Annotated in this window: 13 protein-coding genes; 10 read left to right on the top strand and 3 right to left on the bottom strand. The window is 64.3% G+C overall.

Translation table 11 applies throughout. The features are described 5' to 3' along the window. Positions 1-39 precede the first annotated feature (39 nt). The gene (locus tag CXQ81_RS13545) at positions 40-1530 is read right to left on the bottom strand and encodes an aldehyde dehydrogenase (protein WP_101337465.1); all 1491 of its coding nucleotides are present in this window, start codon (positions 1528-1530) and stop codon (positions 40-42) included. Positions 1531-1563: 33 nt separating this feature from the next. After that, on the bottom strand, positions 1564-2940 hold the full coding sequence (locus CXQ81_RS13540) for a glutamine synthetase family protein (RefSeq protein ID WP_007922908.1): 1377 nt from the start codon (positions 2938-2940) through the stop codon (positions 1564-1566). A gap of 265 nt (positions 2941-3205) precedes the next feature. On the opposite strand from CXQ81_RS13540, the gene CXQ81_RS13530 reads away from it, so the two are divergent. From CXQ81_RS13530 to CXQ81_RS13495, 8 genes are all read left to right on the top strand, one after another. Further along, a complete protein-coding gene (locus tag CXQ81_RS13530; protein WP_101337463.1) occupies positions 3206-3967 on the top strand; it encodes a gamma-glutamyl-gamma-aminobutyrate hydrolase family protein in 762 nt (253 codons plus the stop codon). 249 nt (positions 3968-4216) lie between these two features. Next, complete coding sequence (locus CXQ81_RS13525) at positions 4217-5359, top strand: ABC transporter ATP-binding protein (protein ID WP_087088242.1); 1143 nt, start codon at positions 4217-4219, stop codon at positions 5357-5359. A gap of 41 nt (positions 5360-5400) precedes the next feature. Further along, positions 5401-6282: an ABC transporter permease subunit gene (locus tag CXQ81_RS13520; protein ID WP_178081100.1), complete on the top strand. Its 882-nt coding sequence runs from the start codon at positions 5401-5403 to the stop codon at positions 6280-6282. Then, entirely contained in the window at positions 6279-7175 is an 897-nt protein-coding gene (locus CXQ81_RS13515) for an ABC transporter permease subunit (RefSeq protein ID WP_101337461.1), read from the top strand. The genes CXQ81_RS13520 and CXQ81_RS13515 overlap by 4 nt, the downstream gene beginning before the upstream one ends. A 164-nt stretch (positions 7176-7339) precedes the next feature. Next, positions 7340-8452, top strand: coding sequence for a polyamine ABC transporter substrate-binding protein (locus tag CXQ81_RS13510; protein ID WP_101337460.1), 1113 nt, complete (start codon positions 7340-7342; stop codon positions 8450-8452). Positions 8453-9024: 572 nt separating this feature from the next. After that, positions 9025-9465, top strand: coding sequence for a CBS domain-containing protein (locus tag CXQ81_RS13505; RefSeq protein ID WP_007930897.1), 441 nt, complete (start codon positions 9025-9027; stop codon positions 9463-9465). 209 nt (positions 9466-9674) lie between these two features. Beyond that, positions 9675-9905 carry a type II toxin-antitoxin system ParD family antitoxin gene (locus CXQ81_RS13500; protein WP_007930895.1) on the top strand — a complete coding sequence of 77 codons (231 nt, stop codon included), beginning with the start codon at positions 9675-9677 and terminating at the stop codon, positions 9903-9905. After that, positions 9902-10231 (top strand): type II toxin-antitoxin system RelE/ParE family toxin, encoded by a 330-nt coding sequence (locus CXQ81_RS13495; protein WP_087088248.1) that lies wholly within the window; start codon positions 9902-9904, stop codon positions 10229-10231. Before CXQ81_RS13500 ends, CXQ81_RS13495 begins: the two co-directional genes overlap by 4 nt. 90 nt (positions 10232-10321) lie before the next feature. On the opposite strand, the gene CXQ81_RS13490 is transcribed toward CXQ81_RS13495, so the two are convergent. Next, positions 10322-11224 carry a LysR family transcriptional regulator gene (locus CXQ81_RS13490; RefSeq protein WP_101337459.1) on the bottom strand — a complete coding sequence of 301 codons (903 nt, stop codon included), beginning with the start codon at positions 11222-11224 and terminating at the stop codon, positions 10322-10324. A gap of 128 nt (positions 11225-11352) precedes the next feature. On the opposite strand from CXQ81_RS13490, the gene CXQ81_RS13485 reads away from it, so the two are divergent. Both CXQ81_RS13485 and CXQ81_RS13480 read left to right on the top strand, forming a co-directional pair. Then, a complete protein-coding gene (locus tag CXQ81_RS13485) occupies positions 11353-12429 on the top strand; it encodes an AbrB family transcriptional regulator (RefSeq protein WP_101337458.1) in 1077 nt (358 codons plus the stop codon). Between the two features lie 240 nt (positions 12430-12669). After that, positions 12670-14877, top strand: a complete 2208-nt coding sequence (locus CXQ81_RS13480) for an LTA synthase family protein (RefSeq protein WP_371860885.1) — start codon at positions 12670-12672, stop codon at positions 14875-14877. Positions 14878-14961: the final 84 nt, after the last annotated feature.

Raw genomic sequence — 14961 nt, 5'->3', positions numbered from 1 at the left:
AGGTGCGGGTCGTAGCCCGCCCCGCCGTTGTTATAGGTGTTAGAGCTTGATCCAGGTCGCTTTCAGCTCGGTGTACTTGTCGAAGGCATGCAGCGACTTGTCGCGACCATTGCCCGACTGTTTGAAGCCGCCGAACGGCGCGGTCATGTCGCCGCCGTCGTACTGGTTGACCCACACGCTGCCGGCGCGCAGGCCACGGGCGAAGCGGTGGGCGCGGCTGAGGTTGCTGGTCCAGACCCCGGCGGCGAGGCCGAAAATGCTGTCGTTGGCGATCGTCAGCGCCTCTTCCTCGGTGTCGAAGCTGATCACCGACAGCACCGGGCCGAAGATCTCTTCGCGGGCGATGGTCATGGCGTTGGTCACGCCGTCGAAAATGGTCGGCTCGACATACAGGCCGCCGGTGCTTTCCAGGGTCCGCGCGCCGCCGGCCAGCAGTTGACCGCCCTGCTCCTTGCCGATGCCGATGTAACGCAGCACGTTCTCCAGCTGACGCTGATCCACCAGCGCGCCGACGCGGGTCGCAGGGTCCAGGGCATGCCCGGGTTTCCAGGCCTTGAGGGCCTCCACCAGCAGCGGAATGAATTGCTCGCGGATCGAGCGTTCCACCAACAGGCGCGAACCGGCGGTGCAGACTTCGCCCTGGTTGAAGGCTATGGCGCTGGCCGCCGCTTCTGCCGCGGCGCGCAGGTCCGGCGCGTCGGCGAATACCACGTTGGGGCTCTTGCCGCCCGCCTCCAGCCACACCCGCTTCATGTTGCTCTGCCCGGAATACACCAGCAGTTGCTTGCCCACCGCGGTGGAGCCGGTGAACGCCAGCACGTCCACCTCCATATGCAGGGCCAGGGCCTTGCCCACGGTGTGGCCGTAGCCCGGCAGCACGTTGAACACGCCCTTGGGGATGCCGGCATCCAGCGCCAGCTGGGCGATGCGGATCGCGGTCAGCGGCGACTTTTCCGAAGGCTTGAGGATGAACGAGTTGCCCGCCGCCAGGGCCGGGGCGAATTTCCAGCTGGCCATGATCAGCGGGAAGTTCCACGGCACGATGGCCGCCACCACGCCGGAGGCTTCGCGAGTCACCAGGCCCAGTTGATCGTGGGGCGTGGCCGCGACTTCGTCGTAGATCTTGTCGATGGCCTCGGCGTTCCAGCGGATCGCGTTGGCGGTGGCCGGCACGTCGATGCTCAGGGCATCGCCGATGGGCTTGCCCATGTCCAGGGTTTCCAGGAGCGCCAGTTCTTCCTGGTGCTCGAGGATCAAATCGGCGAAGCGGATCAGCACGCGCTTGCGCTCGGCCGGGGCCTTGCGCGACCACACGCCGGACTCGAACGCCTGGCGTGCCACCTGCACCGCCCGGTTGGCGTCGGCCTCGTCGGTGCTGGCAACGTTGGCCAAAAAGCGCCCGTCCACCGGGCTGATGCACTCGAAGGTGGCCGCGCTGGCGGCGTGGCAATACTGGCCGTCGATAAAGGCGCGCCCTTCGAGGGTCAAGGACTGGAAGCGCTGCTCCCAGTCGCTGCGGGATTTAGTCATGGCAAATACTCAACGCAGGAAAAGGAACGGCCATCAGACCGTGTGCAGGTACCAGTTGTATTCGAGGTCGGAGATCGAGTTTTCGAACTCGGCCAGCTCGCTCTCCTTACAGGCGACGAACACGTCGATGTACATCGGGTCGATGTACTTGGCCATCACCTCGCTGTCGTCGAGCACGCGCAGGGCGTCGCGCAGGTTGCTCGGCAGGCTCTGCTCGTTCTGCTCGTAGGAGTTGCCTTCCACCGGCGCGCCGGGCTCGATCTGGTTGGTCAGGCCGTGGTGAATACCGGCCAGTACCGAAGCCATCAGCAGATAGGGGTTGGCGTCGGCGCCGGCGACACGGTGTTCGATGCGTACGGCGTCGGAAGAACCGGTCGGCACGCGCACGGCCACGGTACGGTTGTCGATGCCCCAGCTCGGCGAGTTCGGCACGTAGAACTGCGCGCCGAAGCGGCGGTAGGAGTTGACGTTCGGGCAGAGGAAGGCCATCTGCGCCGGCAGGGTTTCCAGCACGCCGCCGATGGCGTGGCGCAGGGCGTCGTTGGTTTCCGGGTCGTCGCTGGCGAAGATGTTGTTGCCTTGCTTGTCGAGAATCGAGATGTGCACGTGCAGGCCGTTGCCGGCCTGGCCCGGGTACGGCTTGGCCATGAAGGTGGTGTCCATCTCATGGTCGTAGGCGATGTTCTTCACCAGACGCTTGAGCAGCACCGCGTAGTCGCAGGCTTTGATCGGGTCGGAGACGTGGTGCAGGTTGACTTCGAACTGCGCCGGGGCGCTTTCCTTGACGATGGCATCGGCGGGGATGCCCTGCTCTTTCGCGCCTTCGAGGATGTCTTGCAGGCAGTCGACATATTCGTCCAGGTCGTCGATCAGGTAGACCTGGGTCGACTGCGGACGCTTGCCGGAAATCGGCGAACGTGGCGACTGCGGGCGACCGTTCACGTTGTCCTGGTCGATCAGGTAGAACTCCAGCTCGAAGGCCGCGCAGATGGTCAGGCCCAGCTCGTCGAACTTGGCAACGACTTGGCGCAGCACTTCCCGCGGGTCGGCGAAGAACGGCTGGCCTTCGATCTCGTGCATGGTCATCAGCAGTTGCGCGGTCGGGCGCTTCTGCCAAGGCTCGACGCTCAGGGTGCCAGGGATCGGGTAGCAGATGCGGTCGGCGTCGCCGATGTCCAGGCCCAGGCCGGTGCTTTCCACGGTGGAGCCGTTGATATCCAGGGCGAACAGCGAGGCCGGCAGGTTGATGCCCTTCTCGTACACCTTGTGCAGGGCGGTACGTTCGATGCGCTTGCCGCGCACCACGCCGTTCATGTCTGCAATCAGCAGGTCGACGTAGAGGATCTCGGGATGGTTCTTCAGGAAGGCGTTGGCTTCGTTGAGCTGAACGGCACGCAGTGGGACCGACATGATGCACCTATGTGTTAATTATTATGTTCAAAGCGGTTTCGTGGCAGCAGTCAATCCGAAAGGAAAAGTGAAGTCAATAGCGAACACGGGGCCCACAGCGTTAAATATTTTGCCCTATATGGCCGCTCAAGCAGGCAATAGACCCATAGATACCGAATATCCGACGAACTGCGTTTAGAATTTTTTACACGAAAGTTGTTAATTAAAATCAACGAGGATAAGCTCTGGAAAAACTCGTTCCAGCGTGAATTTCGAGGTGATAAAAATGGCATTCAAGCCATTGATCGGCGTTACTGCGTGCGTCAAAGAGATCGGGCTGCACCCCTACCACGTCAGCGGCGACAAGTACTTGCGTGCTGTCAGCAGCGCGGCCGAGGGCCTGCCCCTGATCATTCCTTCCCTGGCGGACCTCATCGATACCGAGGCTCTGCTGCAGAACCTGGACGGCCTGCTGTTCACCGGCTCGCCGTCGAATGTGGAGCCCTTCCACTATCAGGGCCCGGACAGCGAACCGGGCACCGCCCACGATCCCCAGCGCGATGCCACCACCCTGCCCCTGCTGCGCGCGGCGATTGCCGCCGGCGTGCCGGTGCTGGGCATCTGCCGCGGCTTCCAGGAAATGAACGTGGCCTTCGGCGGCAGCCTGCACCAGAAGGTGCATGAGTTGCCGGGCTACCTCGATCACCGCGAGGCCGACCACCCGGACCTGGCCGTGCAATACGCCCCGGCCCATGCCGTCAGGGTGCAAGCGGGCGGCGTGTTCCAGGCCCTGGACCTGCCCCGGGAATTCCAGGTCAACTCGATCCACAGCCAAGGCATCGACCGCCTGGCCCCCGGCCTGCGCGCCGAGGCGCTGGCACCGGACGGGCTGATCGAAGCCGTGTCGGTGGAACACAGCACGGCCTTTGCCCTGGGCGTGCAGTGGCATCCGGAATGGCAGGTGCTGTCGAACCCGGTCTACCTGCGGATCTTCCAGGCCTTCGGCGATGCCTGCCGGCAACGGGCGGCGCAGCGCAACGGCCACTGACCAAAAGCCTCACCCACGAGATTGACTGCCACGCCCCCGGCCGGCGGCGGCGCGCCTTTGTGCGCCCGCCCCGGGCCGTGGGGCGGTTCAAGCCACACCCAGCACTACGAGAACCTGCTTTTAACAACAAGAACCAGCGTCAGGCCGCCAGGACGGCAGCGCCGAATAAACCCGCCCCCGCGGGTTTGTCATCCATCTATTAAGCCGGGCCGCTTTGGCCCGACGACTGACATCTGTTGGGAGTTCCACATGGCAAACGCCTCCAGCACGTACAGAAAGGCTCTGGAAGGTCACCCGCAACCGCAGAAGGTGCTGGTGAGAGTCGACCGCGTGACCAAGAAGTTCGATGAAACCGTGGCCGTGGACGATGTGTCCCTGGACATTCACCAGGGCGAGATCTTCGCCCTGCTCGGTGGCTCGGGTTCCGGCAAGTCCACCCTGCTGCGCATGCTGGCAGGCTTCGAGCGGCCGACGGAGGGGCGTATCTACCTGGACGGCGTGGACATCACCGACATGCCGCCCTATGAACGGCCGATCAACATGATGTTCCAGTCCTACGCGCTGTTCCCGCACATGACCGTGGCGCAGAACATCGCCTTCGGCCTCAAGCAGGACCGCCTGCCGGCCAGCGAGATCGACGCACGGGTGGAAGAGATGCTGCGCCTGGTGCACATGACCCAGTACGCCAGGCGCAAGCCGCACCAGCTGTCCGGCGGCCAGCGCCAGCGCGTGGCCCTGGCCCGCTCCCTGGCCAAGCGGCCGAAGCTGCTGCTGCTCGACGAACCCATGGGCGCCCTGGATAAAAAGCTGCGCTCGCAAATGCAGCTGGAACTGGTGGAGATCATCGAGCGCGTCGGCGTGACCTGCGTGATGGTGACCCACGACCAGGAAGAGGCCATGACCATGGCCCAGCGCATCGCCATCATGCACCTGGGCTGGATCGCCCAGATCGGCAGCCCGATCGACATCTACGAAGCCCCAGTCAGCCGCATGGTCTGCGAGTTCATCGGCAACGTGAACGCCTTCGACGGCACCGTCATCGAAGACCTGGAAGGCCACGCGGTAATCCACTGCCCGGAGCTGGAACAGCAGATCTACGTCGGCCACGGCGTCAGCACCTCGGTGCAGGACAAGTCGGTGACCTACGCCATCCGCCCGGAAAAGATGCTGGTCAGCACCAACCAGCCCGAGCACCGCTATAACTGGTCCCGGGGCAAGGTGCATGACATCGCCTACCTCGGCGGGCATTCGGTGTTCTACGTCGAACTGCCCGGCGGCAAGATCGTCCAGTCGTTCATGGCCAACGCCGAACGCCGCGGCGCGCGGCCGACCTGGGACGACCAGGTGTACGTCTGGTGGGAAGACGACAGCGGCGTGGTACTGCGCGCATGAATACCTCCAGCATGACTCTCAATCAGCGTTTGTCCCGTGTGCTGCCCAGCGGTCGCAAGCTGGTGATCGGCATTCCCTTCCTCTGGCTGTTCCTGTTCTTCATGCTGCCGTTTTTCCTGGTGATGAAGATCAGCTTCTCGGAAGCGGCCCTGGCCATTCCGCCCTACTCGGAGATCTACAGCTTCGCCGAACAGAAATTCCAGCTGCTGCTCAATGTCGGCAACTACGCGCTGCTGGTGGGTGACGAGCTGTACATCTCGGCCTACCTCGGCTCGCTGAAGGTCGCCCTGCTCAGCACCCTGATGTGTCTGGTGATCGGCTTCCCCATGGCCTACACGATCACCAAGGCCAGCAAGGAAACCCAGAACGTCTTGCTGCTGCTGATCATGATGCCGACCTGGACCGCGATCCTGATCCGCGTCTATGCCTGGATGGGCATCCTCAGCAACAACGGCCTGCTCAACGGTTTCCTGATGTGGAGCGGCCTGACCTCGGAGCCGATCGAGATCCTCAACACCAACACCGCGGTCTATATCGGGGTGGTGTACGCGTATTTGCCGTTCATGGTGCTGCCGCTGTACGCCAACCTGGTCAAGCACGACCAGAGCCTGCTGGAAGCGGCGTCGGACCTGGGTTCGAGCAACTTCAACAATTTCTGGAAAATCACCGTGCCCTTGGCCAAGAACGGCATCATTGCCGGTTGCATGCTGGTGTTCATTCCAGTGGTCGGCGAGTTCGTGATTCCCGAGCTGCTGGGCGGCCCGGAGACCCTGATGATCGGCCGCGTGCTGTGGCAGGAGTTCTTCAACAACCGCGACTGGCCGGTGGCCTCCGCCCTGGCGGTGGTGATGCTGGCGATCCTGATTATTCCGATCCTGCTGTTCAACCGCAGCCAGGCCAAAGAGATGGAGGGACGGGCATGAAACGTTGCGGATTTTCCAGCCTGATGCTGGTGCTCGGCCTGGTGTTCATTTACCTGCCAATGCTGATCCTGGTGATCTACTCGTTCAACGCTTCCAAGCTGGTGACGGTCTGGGGCGGCTGGTCGGTGAAGTGGTACGTCGGCCTGCTGGATAACCAGCAGTTGATGGGCTCGGTGGTGCGCTCCCTGGAGATCGCCTGCTACACCGCGATCGCCGCGGTGGCCCTGGGCACCCTGGCGGCCTTCGTGCTGACCCGGGTCACCCGCTTCAAGGGCCGCACCCTGTTCGGCGGCCTGGTCACCGCGCCGCTGGTGATGCCGGAGGTGATCACCGGCCTGTCGCTGTTGCTGCTGTTCGTGGCCATGGCGCAGATGATCGGCTGGCCGCAGGAGCGTGGCATCGTCACCATCTGGATCGCCCACACCACATTCTGCGCGGCCTATGTGGCCGTGGTAGTCTCCGCGCGCTTGCGTGAGCTGGACCTGTCCATCGAAGAGGCGGCCATGGACCTGGGTGCGCGGCCGTGGAAGGTGTTTTTCCTGATCACCATCCCGATGATCGCGCCGTCGCTGGCGGCGGGCGGCATGATGTCCTTCGCCCTGTCCCTGGACGACCTGGTGCTGGCGAGCTTCGTCTCCGGCCCGGGTTCCACCACCTTGCCGATGGAAGTGTTCTCGGCGGTGCGCCTGGGGGTGAAGCCGGAGATCAACGCCGTGGCCAGCCTGATCCTGCTGGCGGTGTCGCTGGTAACCTTCCTGGTCTGGTACTTCGGCCGACGCGCCGAAGCGGCCCGCAAGCGGGCGATCCAGGAAGCCATGGACTACACCGCCAACGAATCCTGGCAGCCAGCGGCCGCCAGCAAACCTGCTGCACCAGCGCCTGCGACGGCCTAGGCCATCGCGTTCACGACACACGCCGGCGCCTGGATCGCCAGCAAGCTCGCTCCTACAGACATGCACCGTCCCTGTAGGAGCCAGCTTGCTGGCGATGGCGCCCACCCTGACACACCGCATTGCGAATGCAGCAATTCTGCACAATAAGAAATGGAGTTGTAGTGATGAAAATGCTTGGCAGGACACTGTTCGCCAAAACCATGCTGACCCTGTCCTTGATGGGCACGATGGTGACCGGCGCTCAAGCCAGCGACAAGGAGCTGCGTGTCTACAACTGGTCGGACTATATCGCCCCGGACACCCTGAAGAAGTTCGAGGCCGAGACCGGCATCCATGTCATCTACGATGTCTTCGACAGCAACGAAACCCTGGAAGCGCGCCTGCTCACCGGCAAGTCCGGCTATGACATCGTGGTTCCGTCCAACAGCTTTATGGCCAAGCAGATCAAGGCCGGGGTCTACCAGGCACTGGACAAGTCGCGGCTGCCGAACTGGAAGAACCTCAACCCGGTGCTGCTGCAGAACGTCGCCGCCAGCGACCCGGACAACGCCCACGCCTTCCCGTACATGTGGGGCTCGATCGGCATCGGCTACAACCCGGACAAGGTCAAGGCGGTGCTCGGTAGCGACGCGCCGACCAACTCCTGGGACCTGCTGTTCAAGCCGGAGAACGCCGAGAAGCTCAAGGCTTGCGGCATCAGCTTCCTCGACTCACCGACGGAAATGCTCCCCGCCGCCCTGCACTACCTGGGCTACCCGGTGACCAGCAAGGACAAGGCGCAGATCCTCGAGGCCGAGGCGCTGTTCATGAAGATCCGTCCTTCGGTGACCTACTTCCATTCCTCCAAGTACATCTCCGACCTGGCCAACGGCAATATCTGCGTGGCCGTGGGTTACTCCGGCGACGTGCTGCAGGCCCGCTCGCGCGCCGAAGAGGCCGGCAACAAGGAAAAGGTCGCCTTCAGCATTCCCAAGGAAGGCGCCGGCAGCTTCTACGACATGATGGCCATGCCCAAGGACGCGGCCAACGTCGACAACGCCTACCTGTTCATGAACTTCCTGATGCGCCCGGACATCATCGCCGAGGTCACCAACAGCCTCGGCTACAGCAACGCCAACGCCGCCGCCACGCCGCTGGTGGACGAAGCCATCCGCAACGACCCGGCCTCGTACCCGCCGCAGGCCGTGCTCGCCACCCTGTACGCGGTGCCCGACCAGCCGATCGCCATCCAGCGCGTGATGAACCGTGGCTGGACGCGGATCAAGCTCGGCAAATGACACCCTCCGCGCCCGCCATCGCGGCGGGCGCCGCTGCCCTCTTCCGTTCAGTCGCGCCTTACCACCGCGACACCCCTGCGAACGGGCTCGCCTGGCTCCCTCGGTTCAGGTGACTCCTTGGCGCCCTCCTCGGGCGCCTTTTTTGCTTTTAGCCCCCACACAAAACCCTGTAGCCGCTGCCGCAGGCTGCGATCGACCCGAAGGGGCGCAACGATCTCAAGACCCATGAAGGCCCTGCGGGCCTTATCGCAGCCTCGCCGGCTCGGCAGCGGCTACAGGGCCGCTGCCAGGTTTCATGTAGCCGCTGCCGCAGGCTGCGATCGGCCCGAAGGGACGCAACGATCTCAAGACCCATGAAGGCCCTGCGGGCCTTGTCGCAGCCTCGCAGGCTCGGCAGCGGCTACAGGGCGCGCCCGGTAATGGGGCGTTTTCCGGGAAGAAACGATTCAGTGGCGTTTTTCCTTCTGTGGGTGCCGCTTTCAACCTTGCCCCTTCGTTCACTCTCTACGATTCTGTAGAGACCCCCTCGGGGCGGCGCCAGGCCGCCTTGGGCAAAACAACAGGAGCGCCCCATGAAGAGCGTCGCTGAAGTACTGAAGTTGAAGGCCAAGCACAACCAGCAAGTGCACACCATCGCGCCCCACCAGATGGTGCTCGAAGCACTGATGCTGATGGCCGAGAAGAACGTCGGCGCCCTGCCCGTGATGCAGAACGGCGAAGTGGTCGGGGTCATCAGCGAACGCGACTACGCGCGCAAACTAGTGCTGCACGGCCGCTCCTCGGTGGGCACGCCGGTCAGCGCGATCATGAGCTCGCCGGTGATCACCGTGGACTCGCACCAGAGCGTGGAGACCTGCATGGGTATCATGACCGACAGCCACCTGCGGCACCTGCCGGTGGTGGAAGACGGCCAGTTGCTGGGCCTGCTGTCGATCGGCGACCTGGTCAAGGAAGCCATCGCCGAACAGGCCGACCTGATCCGCCAGCTGGAACAGTACATTCGCGGCGAGTAAGCCCTCCCCTCACCACTACCATCCCCCCGCAGGAGCCGGCTTGCCGGCGAAGAGGCCCACCGGCCGGCTCCTGCACAGCCAAACCATTGCAGCATCCCGCCGACGCGGTTCGGCGCAATCGGGCACCCTAGCATCACCCCTCATCGGCTGTGGCAAGGCCAGGTTAGCGGCGTATACTTTGGCAAATTTTGTCAACAGTGGACAAAACCATGAGCACCATGAACATTTCCCTGCCAGAAGCCCTCAAGGCCTTCGTCGACGATCAGGTCAGCCAGCGGGGCTACAGCACCAGCAGCGAGTATGTACGGGAGCTGATCCGCAAGGATCAGGATCGACAGCACCTGCGCGGTCTGCTGCTGGCGGGTGCTGAATCGGCGCCTGGCGCTCCTGTGGATGATCGTTACTTCGACGCCCTTCGCGACAGGGTCCGTAAGGAATGAAGGCACAGCGGGTCATTCCAAGGGCCCTGGCCAATCAGGATGTAGAAGACGCTATCGATTACTACCTGGCTCAACAGGCCGAGCAGGCGGCCCTGGGCTTCATCGACGACCTGCAAGCCGCCTATGCGCATATCGCCCGGCATCCGGCCTCAGGCCTTTCCCGCTACACCCATGAGCTCGATTTGCCAGGGCTTCTCTACTGGCCATTGAGTCGCTATCCCTATCTGGTGTTCTACACCCGGCACGACGACCACATTGACGTGTGGCGCGTCCTGCACGCCATGCGGGACATTCCCGCCTCGCTGACGCAAAGCCCAGCACACTGAACGACCAGCAGCGTTCAATTGCACCGGCCTTGCCGGCTATCGCGAGCAATCGAGCGTCGACCGGCTGCTCCTACGGAGGCACGCCGCCGTTTACCCCGCGGTGAAAAACTGCCGCCCATCGCGCTTGAGCAAATCCAAAAGAAGCTGGGCCGCCGGCGACAGGTAACCTTCGGTCCGTACCAGTACCACGATGCTGCGGTGCATGCGGGTTTGCGCCAGCGGCACTTCCCGCAGGTGGGCGATGCCCTTGAAGTCGTCCAGGGTTTCCCGGGCCAGGAAGCTCAGCAGCCTGGTCTTGGCGATCAGCCGCGGCAGCAGGGAAATGGTGTTGGTCTCGATCTGCACCGACGGTAGTGGCAGTTGGTGGCTCTGGAACACGTTGTCGATCCAGCGGCGGGCCGAGACCCCGGTTCCCGGCAGTACCCAACGGTAGTCGCACAGGTCTTGCAGGCGCATCGGCGTGTCGAACACCGGATGGTCGCGGCTGGCCACCACCACGGCCTGGTCTTCGAACAGGGTGTGATGGCTCAGGTGCGGGTCACCCTCGGACAGCGGGCAAATCACCATGTCCAGGCGCCCCGAACGCAGGGACTCGCGGAGCACGTCGTCCTGGCCGATCACCAGGTTCAGGGTGATGTCCGGGGCGCGCTCCAGCAGGGTCGCGGTCATTTGCGGCAGCAAGTGCTCGGCCATGCTGGCGGCACAGCCCAGGCGAATATTGCCGAGCACGCCGCTGGCAAAATCGCGCACCTCGCGATGGGTCTCGGCGATGTTCTGCTGCAACTGCCGGGCGCGCTGTTGCAGCAACTGGCCCACCGCCGTCAGCTTGATCCGCCGCCCGTCACGCTCGAACAGCTTGGTGCCGAAGGACTCCTCCAGGCGCTGGATGCTCTTGGTCAGCGCCGGCTGGCTGCGATTGAGCTTCTGCGCCGCGCGCCCGAGGTGGCCGAGCTCGGCGATGGTTTCGAAATAGGTCAGGTCGCGCAGGTCCATAATCGATAAACCAGAGTTATTGGTTGATCACAATTAGAAACTGGACTTGATCAATTGCGCTATCAATAATTTGCTCCGAAGCGCTGGTAGCAACGGTCCCGCAACAGGAACGGCCAGCGCGCTGGAGAATGCCCTTGCCTCGTCCCTCGCCTTTGTCCCTGTCCGCCTGGCCCCTTGCCCTGCAATGGCTGGCGCTGCTGATCCTCGCCGGCAGCGCCGGGCAGTTGCTGAACCACTTCGAGGTGCCCGCCGGGCAGTTTCTCGGGCCGATGCTGGTGGCCATCGGTTTCGGCGTCAGCGGTGCCAGCATCCGCGTGCCACGCCAGGCCTTTCGCCTCGGCCAGGGTTCGGTCGGGGTCCTGGCCGCCCACTCCATGACCATGGCCGTGCTGGCCTCGATGGCCCAGTCCTGGCATGTGATGCTGTTCGCCACCGTGCTCACCGTCTGCCTCAGTGCCTTGGTCGGCCTGGCGCTGGTGCGCCTCGGCGGCCTGCCACCCAGCACCGCGGCCTGGGGCACCGCGCCGGGGGCGGCCTCGGCCATGGTCGCGATGGCCGACGACTTCGGCGCCGACTCGCGGGTGGTGGCCACCATGCAGTACGTGCGAGTGGTCTGCGTGGTGATGATCGGCGCCCTGGCCGGCCACTGGATCGGCGTACCGGCCGGCGGCAGCCAGGCCCACAGCACCGAGGTGGTCCTGCAGACCTTCACCCTGCTCAACCTCGGCCTGACCCTGGGCACCATCGTGCTCGGCGTGCTGCTCGGCTCACGGGTGCCGGCCGGGGCCCTGCTGGTACCGCTGCTGATCGGCGGCGCCTTGCAGATCTCCGGGCTGCTGCACATCACCCTGCCCGGCTGGCTGCTGGCCCTGGCCTATGGCGCCATCGGCTGCTACATCGGCCTGCGCTTCGACCGGCCGACCGTGCGCTACGTCTGGGCCCGCCTGCCGGCGATGATCTTCGGCGCGGTACTGCTGATCGCCCTCTGCGCGCTGTCGGCCTGGCTGCTGGCGCACTGGCTGGACAAGGATTTCCTCTCGGTCTACCTCGCCACCAGCCCCGGTGGCCTGGACGCCATGACGATCATCGCGGTGGACACCCACTCCGACGTCGGCCTGGTACTGGCCATGCAGACCCTGCGGCTGTTCGCGGTGATCGTCAGCGGCGCTTTTTTCGCCCGGCTGATCATCAAGTGGTCGCGCTGAATCCTGGAGCCGCGCGTCTTTAAACACTCTGAAATAGTAAATCCAAGCGCTATCCGCCCTTCCCTGGCCCCGCCGCCAGGCGCCTGAATACGGGCTTCAAGCCACCGTCCTGCAGCACCCCGGGCCGTTTCGCCAGCGACCCGGGAGCTTATTTCCTTCTCGAATAAGAAACGTCTTGCCGCCGGCTGTTGTTACCATGGCGCACATTTGCGTGAAGATTTAATGACTGGCAGGTTTTTCGTGAATTTCATCCGGCGTGTTTTCCATCATCCCCTGGCCCCCCTCGGCGCACTGCTGAGCCTGGTGCTGCTCGTGCCCCTGGTGGCGCGCGCGCTGCTCGGCTGGTCCGATCCCCTGGGCTATCTCTCCGACCTGGGCACCGCGGGCCTGTTGACCCTGCTGCTGTACCGCCGGCCCTGGTGGCTGGCCCTGCCGGTGCTGCTGGTGTGGAGCCTGCTGAGCATCGCCAGCGCCGAGCTGGTCAGCGCCGTGGGCCGCCTGCCCAATGCCTCCGACCTGCATTACCTGTTCGACCCGCAGTTCGTCGGCAACTCCACCGGCGGCGGCCTGGCCCATCCCTGGCTGGCGGCGGCGTTGCTGTCCGGGCTGGCGTTGTGGCTGGGCGTGCAATGGGCGGCCCGCGGCACCCGCGCCCCGCGCTTGCCGCGCCATGCCTGGACCGCCCCGGCGCTGCTGTGGCTGGCCCATGGCGGCGTGCAATACCTGAACCCCAGCGAAGCCGATCAATGGCGCCTGTTCAACCTGCCGCACCAGTTGATCGCGGCCGCCGCCGGCCAGGGCCAGGTACAGCTGGAGCAATGGCTGGAAGGCGATGTGCCCGAACTGCCGGTGCAGATGGCCGGCCTGACCCAGCTCGACCTCGACGGCGAGCCGCTGCTGGCCGCCCCGGGCCAGGCGCGCAACGTGCTGGTGATCACCCTGGAAGGCATTCCCGGGGCCTATATCAAGACCAACCGCGAGGCCCTGCACAGCCGCTACCAGGACAACCTGATGCCCAAGCTCAGCGCCTGGGCCGAACGCGGCATGAACACCCCGGACTACGTACTGCACAGCCACCAGACCATCCGCGGCCTGTACGCCATGCTCTGCGGCGACTACGACAAGCTCGACAACGGTACGCCCAAGGGCATCGAGCTGCTGACCCAGAGCCAGCGCAACCAGGCCTGCCTACCGGCGCAGCTGCGCAAGCAGGGGTTCAATACCCATTACCTGCAAGGCGCCGGCCTGCGCTTCATGGCCAAAGACAAGATCATGCCGCACATCGGCTTCGACTCGACCCACGGCCTGGAGTGGTTCAGCAACGCCAACTACCTGGACTTCCCCTGGGGCAAGGACGACAAGGCTTTCTTCGAAGGCGCGCTGGACTATGTCGGCCAGCTGAAAAAACAGAAGCAGCCGTGGATGCTCACCCTGCTGACCGTCGGCACCCACCAGCCCTACTCCGCGCCCGAGGACTACCTCAACCGCTTCGACACGCCCAAGCAGGCCGCGGTGGCCTACCTGGACGATGCCATCGGTGAGTTCATGGACCAGCTGGAGCGCCAGGGCGTGCTCAAGGACACCCTGGTGGTGATCACCTCGGACGAGTCCCACGGCATCGATGGCGTGCGCCTGGCCTCGTCCTGGGGCTTCAACCTGATGCTCGCCCCGGAGCAGGCGCAGTTGCCCAAACTCAAGTCCGGGACCTACGGTCATGTCGACCTGAGCGCCTCGGTGCTCGACTACTTCGGCTTCCAGGTGCCGGACAGCCTCAGCGGTCGCTCGCTATTTCGCGACTACGCCCTGGGCCGGGAGATCATGTCCTACACCAACGGCAAGCTGCGTTATCACGATGGCCAGGGCACCCTGACCGAGTGCGATTTCCAGCAGCGTTGCCGCTACTACTCAAGCACCGGCTTCATCGCCGACAGCGCCACCTTCAAGGGCCAGTACGGCGGCCTGCGGGCGCGCCAGATCAGCGCCCGGGCCGAAGGCCTGGACCGCACCCTGCTGCAATCGCCGCTGAACCTGCGCTACCAGTTCGGCAGCCCGGCGATCATCCCGCTGCAGGCGCAGATCAAGGATGACTGGGCCGACAACCTGATCGGCGCGCAGTACCTGGAAATGCCCAAGGGTTCGCTGACCCGCGTGCGCTTCACCGTGCGCTCGGCCGACCCGCAGCAGAACGCCTACATCCTGCTCAAGGGCAAGGAGCGCGAGCAGGACGTGGCCCTGGGCCTGCCGGAAGAGATGCTGGTCACCCCCGACCAGCCGCTGGAAATGGACTTCAGCTTCGCCAACCCGGAATCGCGCAAGGCCTTCTCCTTCCACCTCCTGGGCTACGGCCTGGGCGCGGTGGAAGTCAGTGACTTCAGCGTGATCACCGAACTGCCGGGGCAAGAGCAAGACAGCGAAGAACCCCAGGACGACAACCCGCACGCCTCCTGAATCGCCTCCCCGGGACGCTGGACGGCAGCACCACCGTCCAGTTCCCGCGCCCTTGTCTAAACTCCTCGTCAGGCACAAGGTATG

Source organism: Pseudomonas sp. 09C 129, assembly GCF_002843625.1.
In the GTDB taxonomy this organism is placed as follows: domain Bacteria; phylum Pseudomonadota; class Gammaproteobacteria; order Pseudomonadales; family Pseudomonadaceae; genus Aquipseudomonas; species Aquipseudomonas chlororaphis.
The sequence above is the reverse complement of the archived record's forward strand: the minus strand, read 5'-3'. Positions and strand labels throughout refer to the sequence as shown.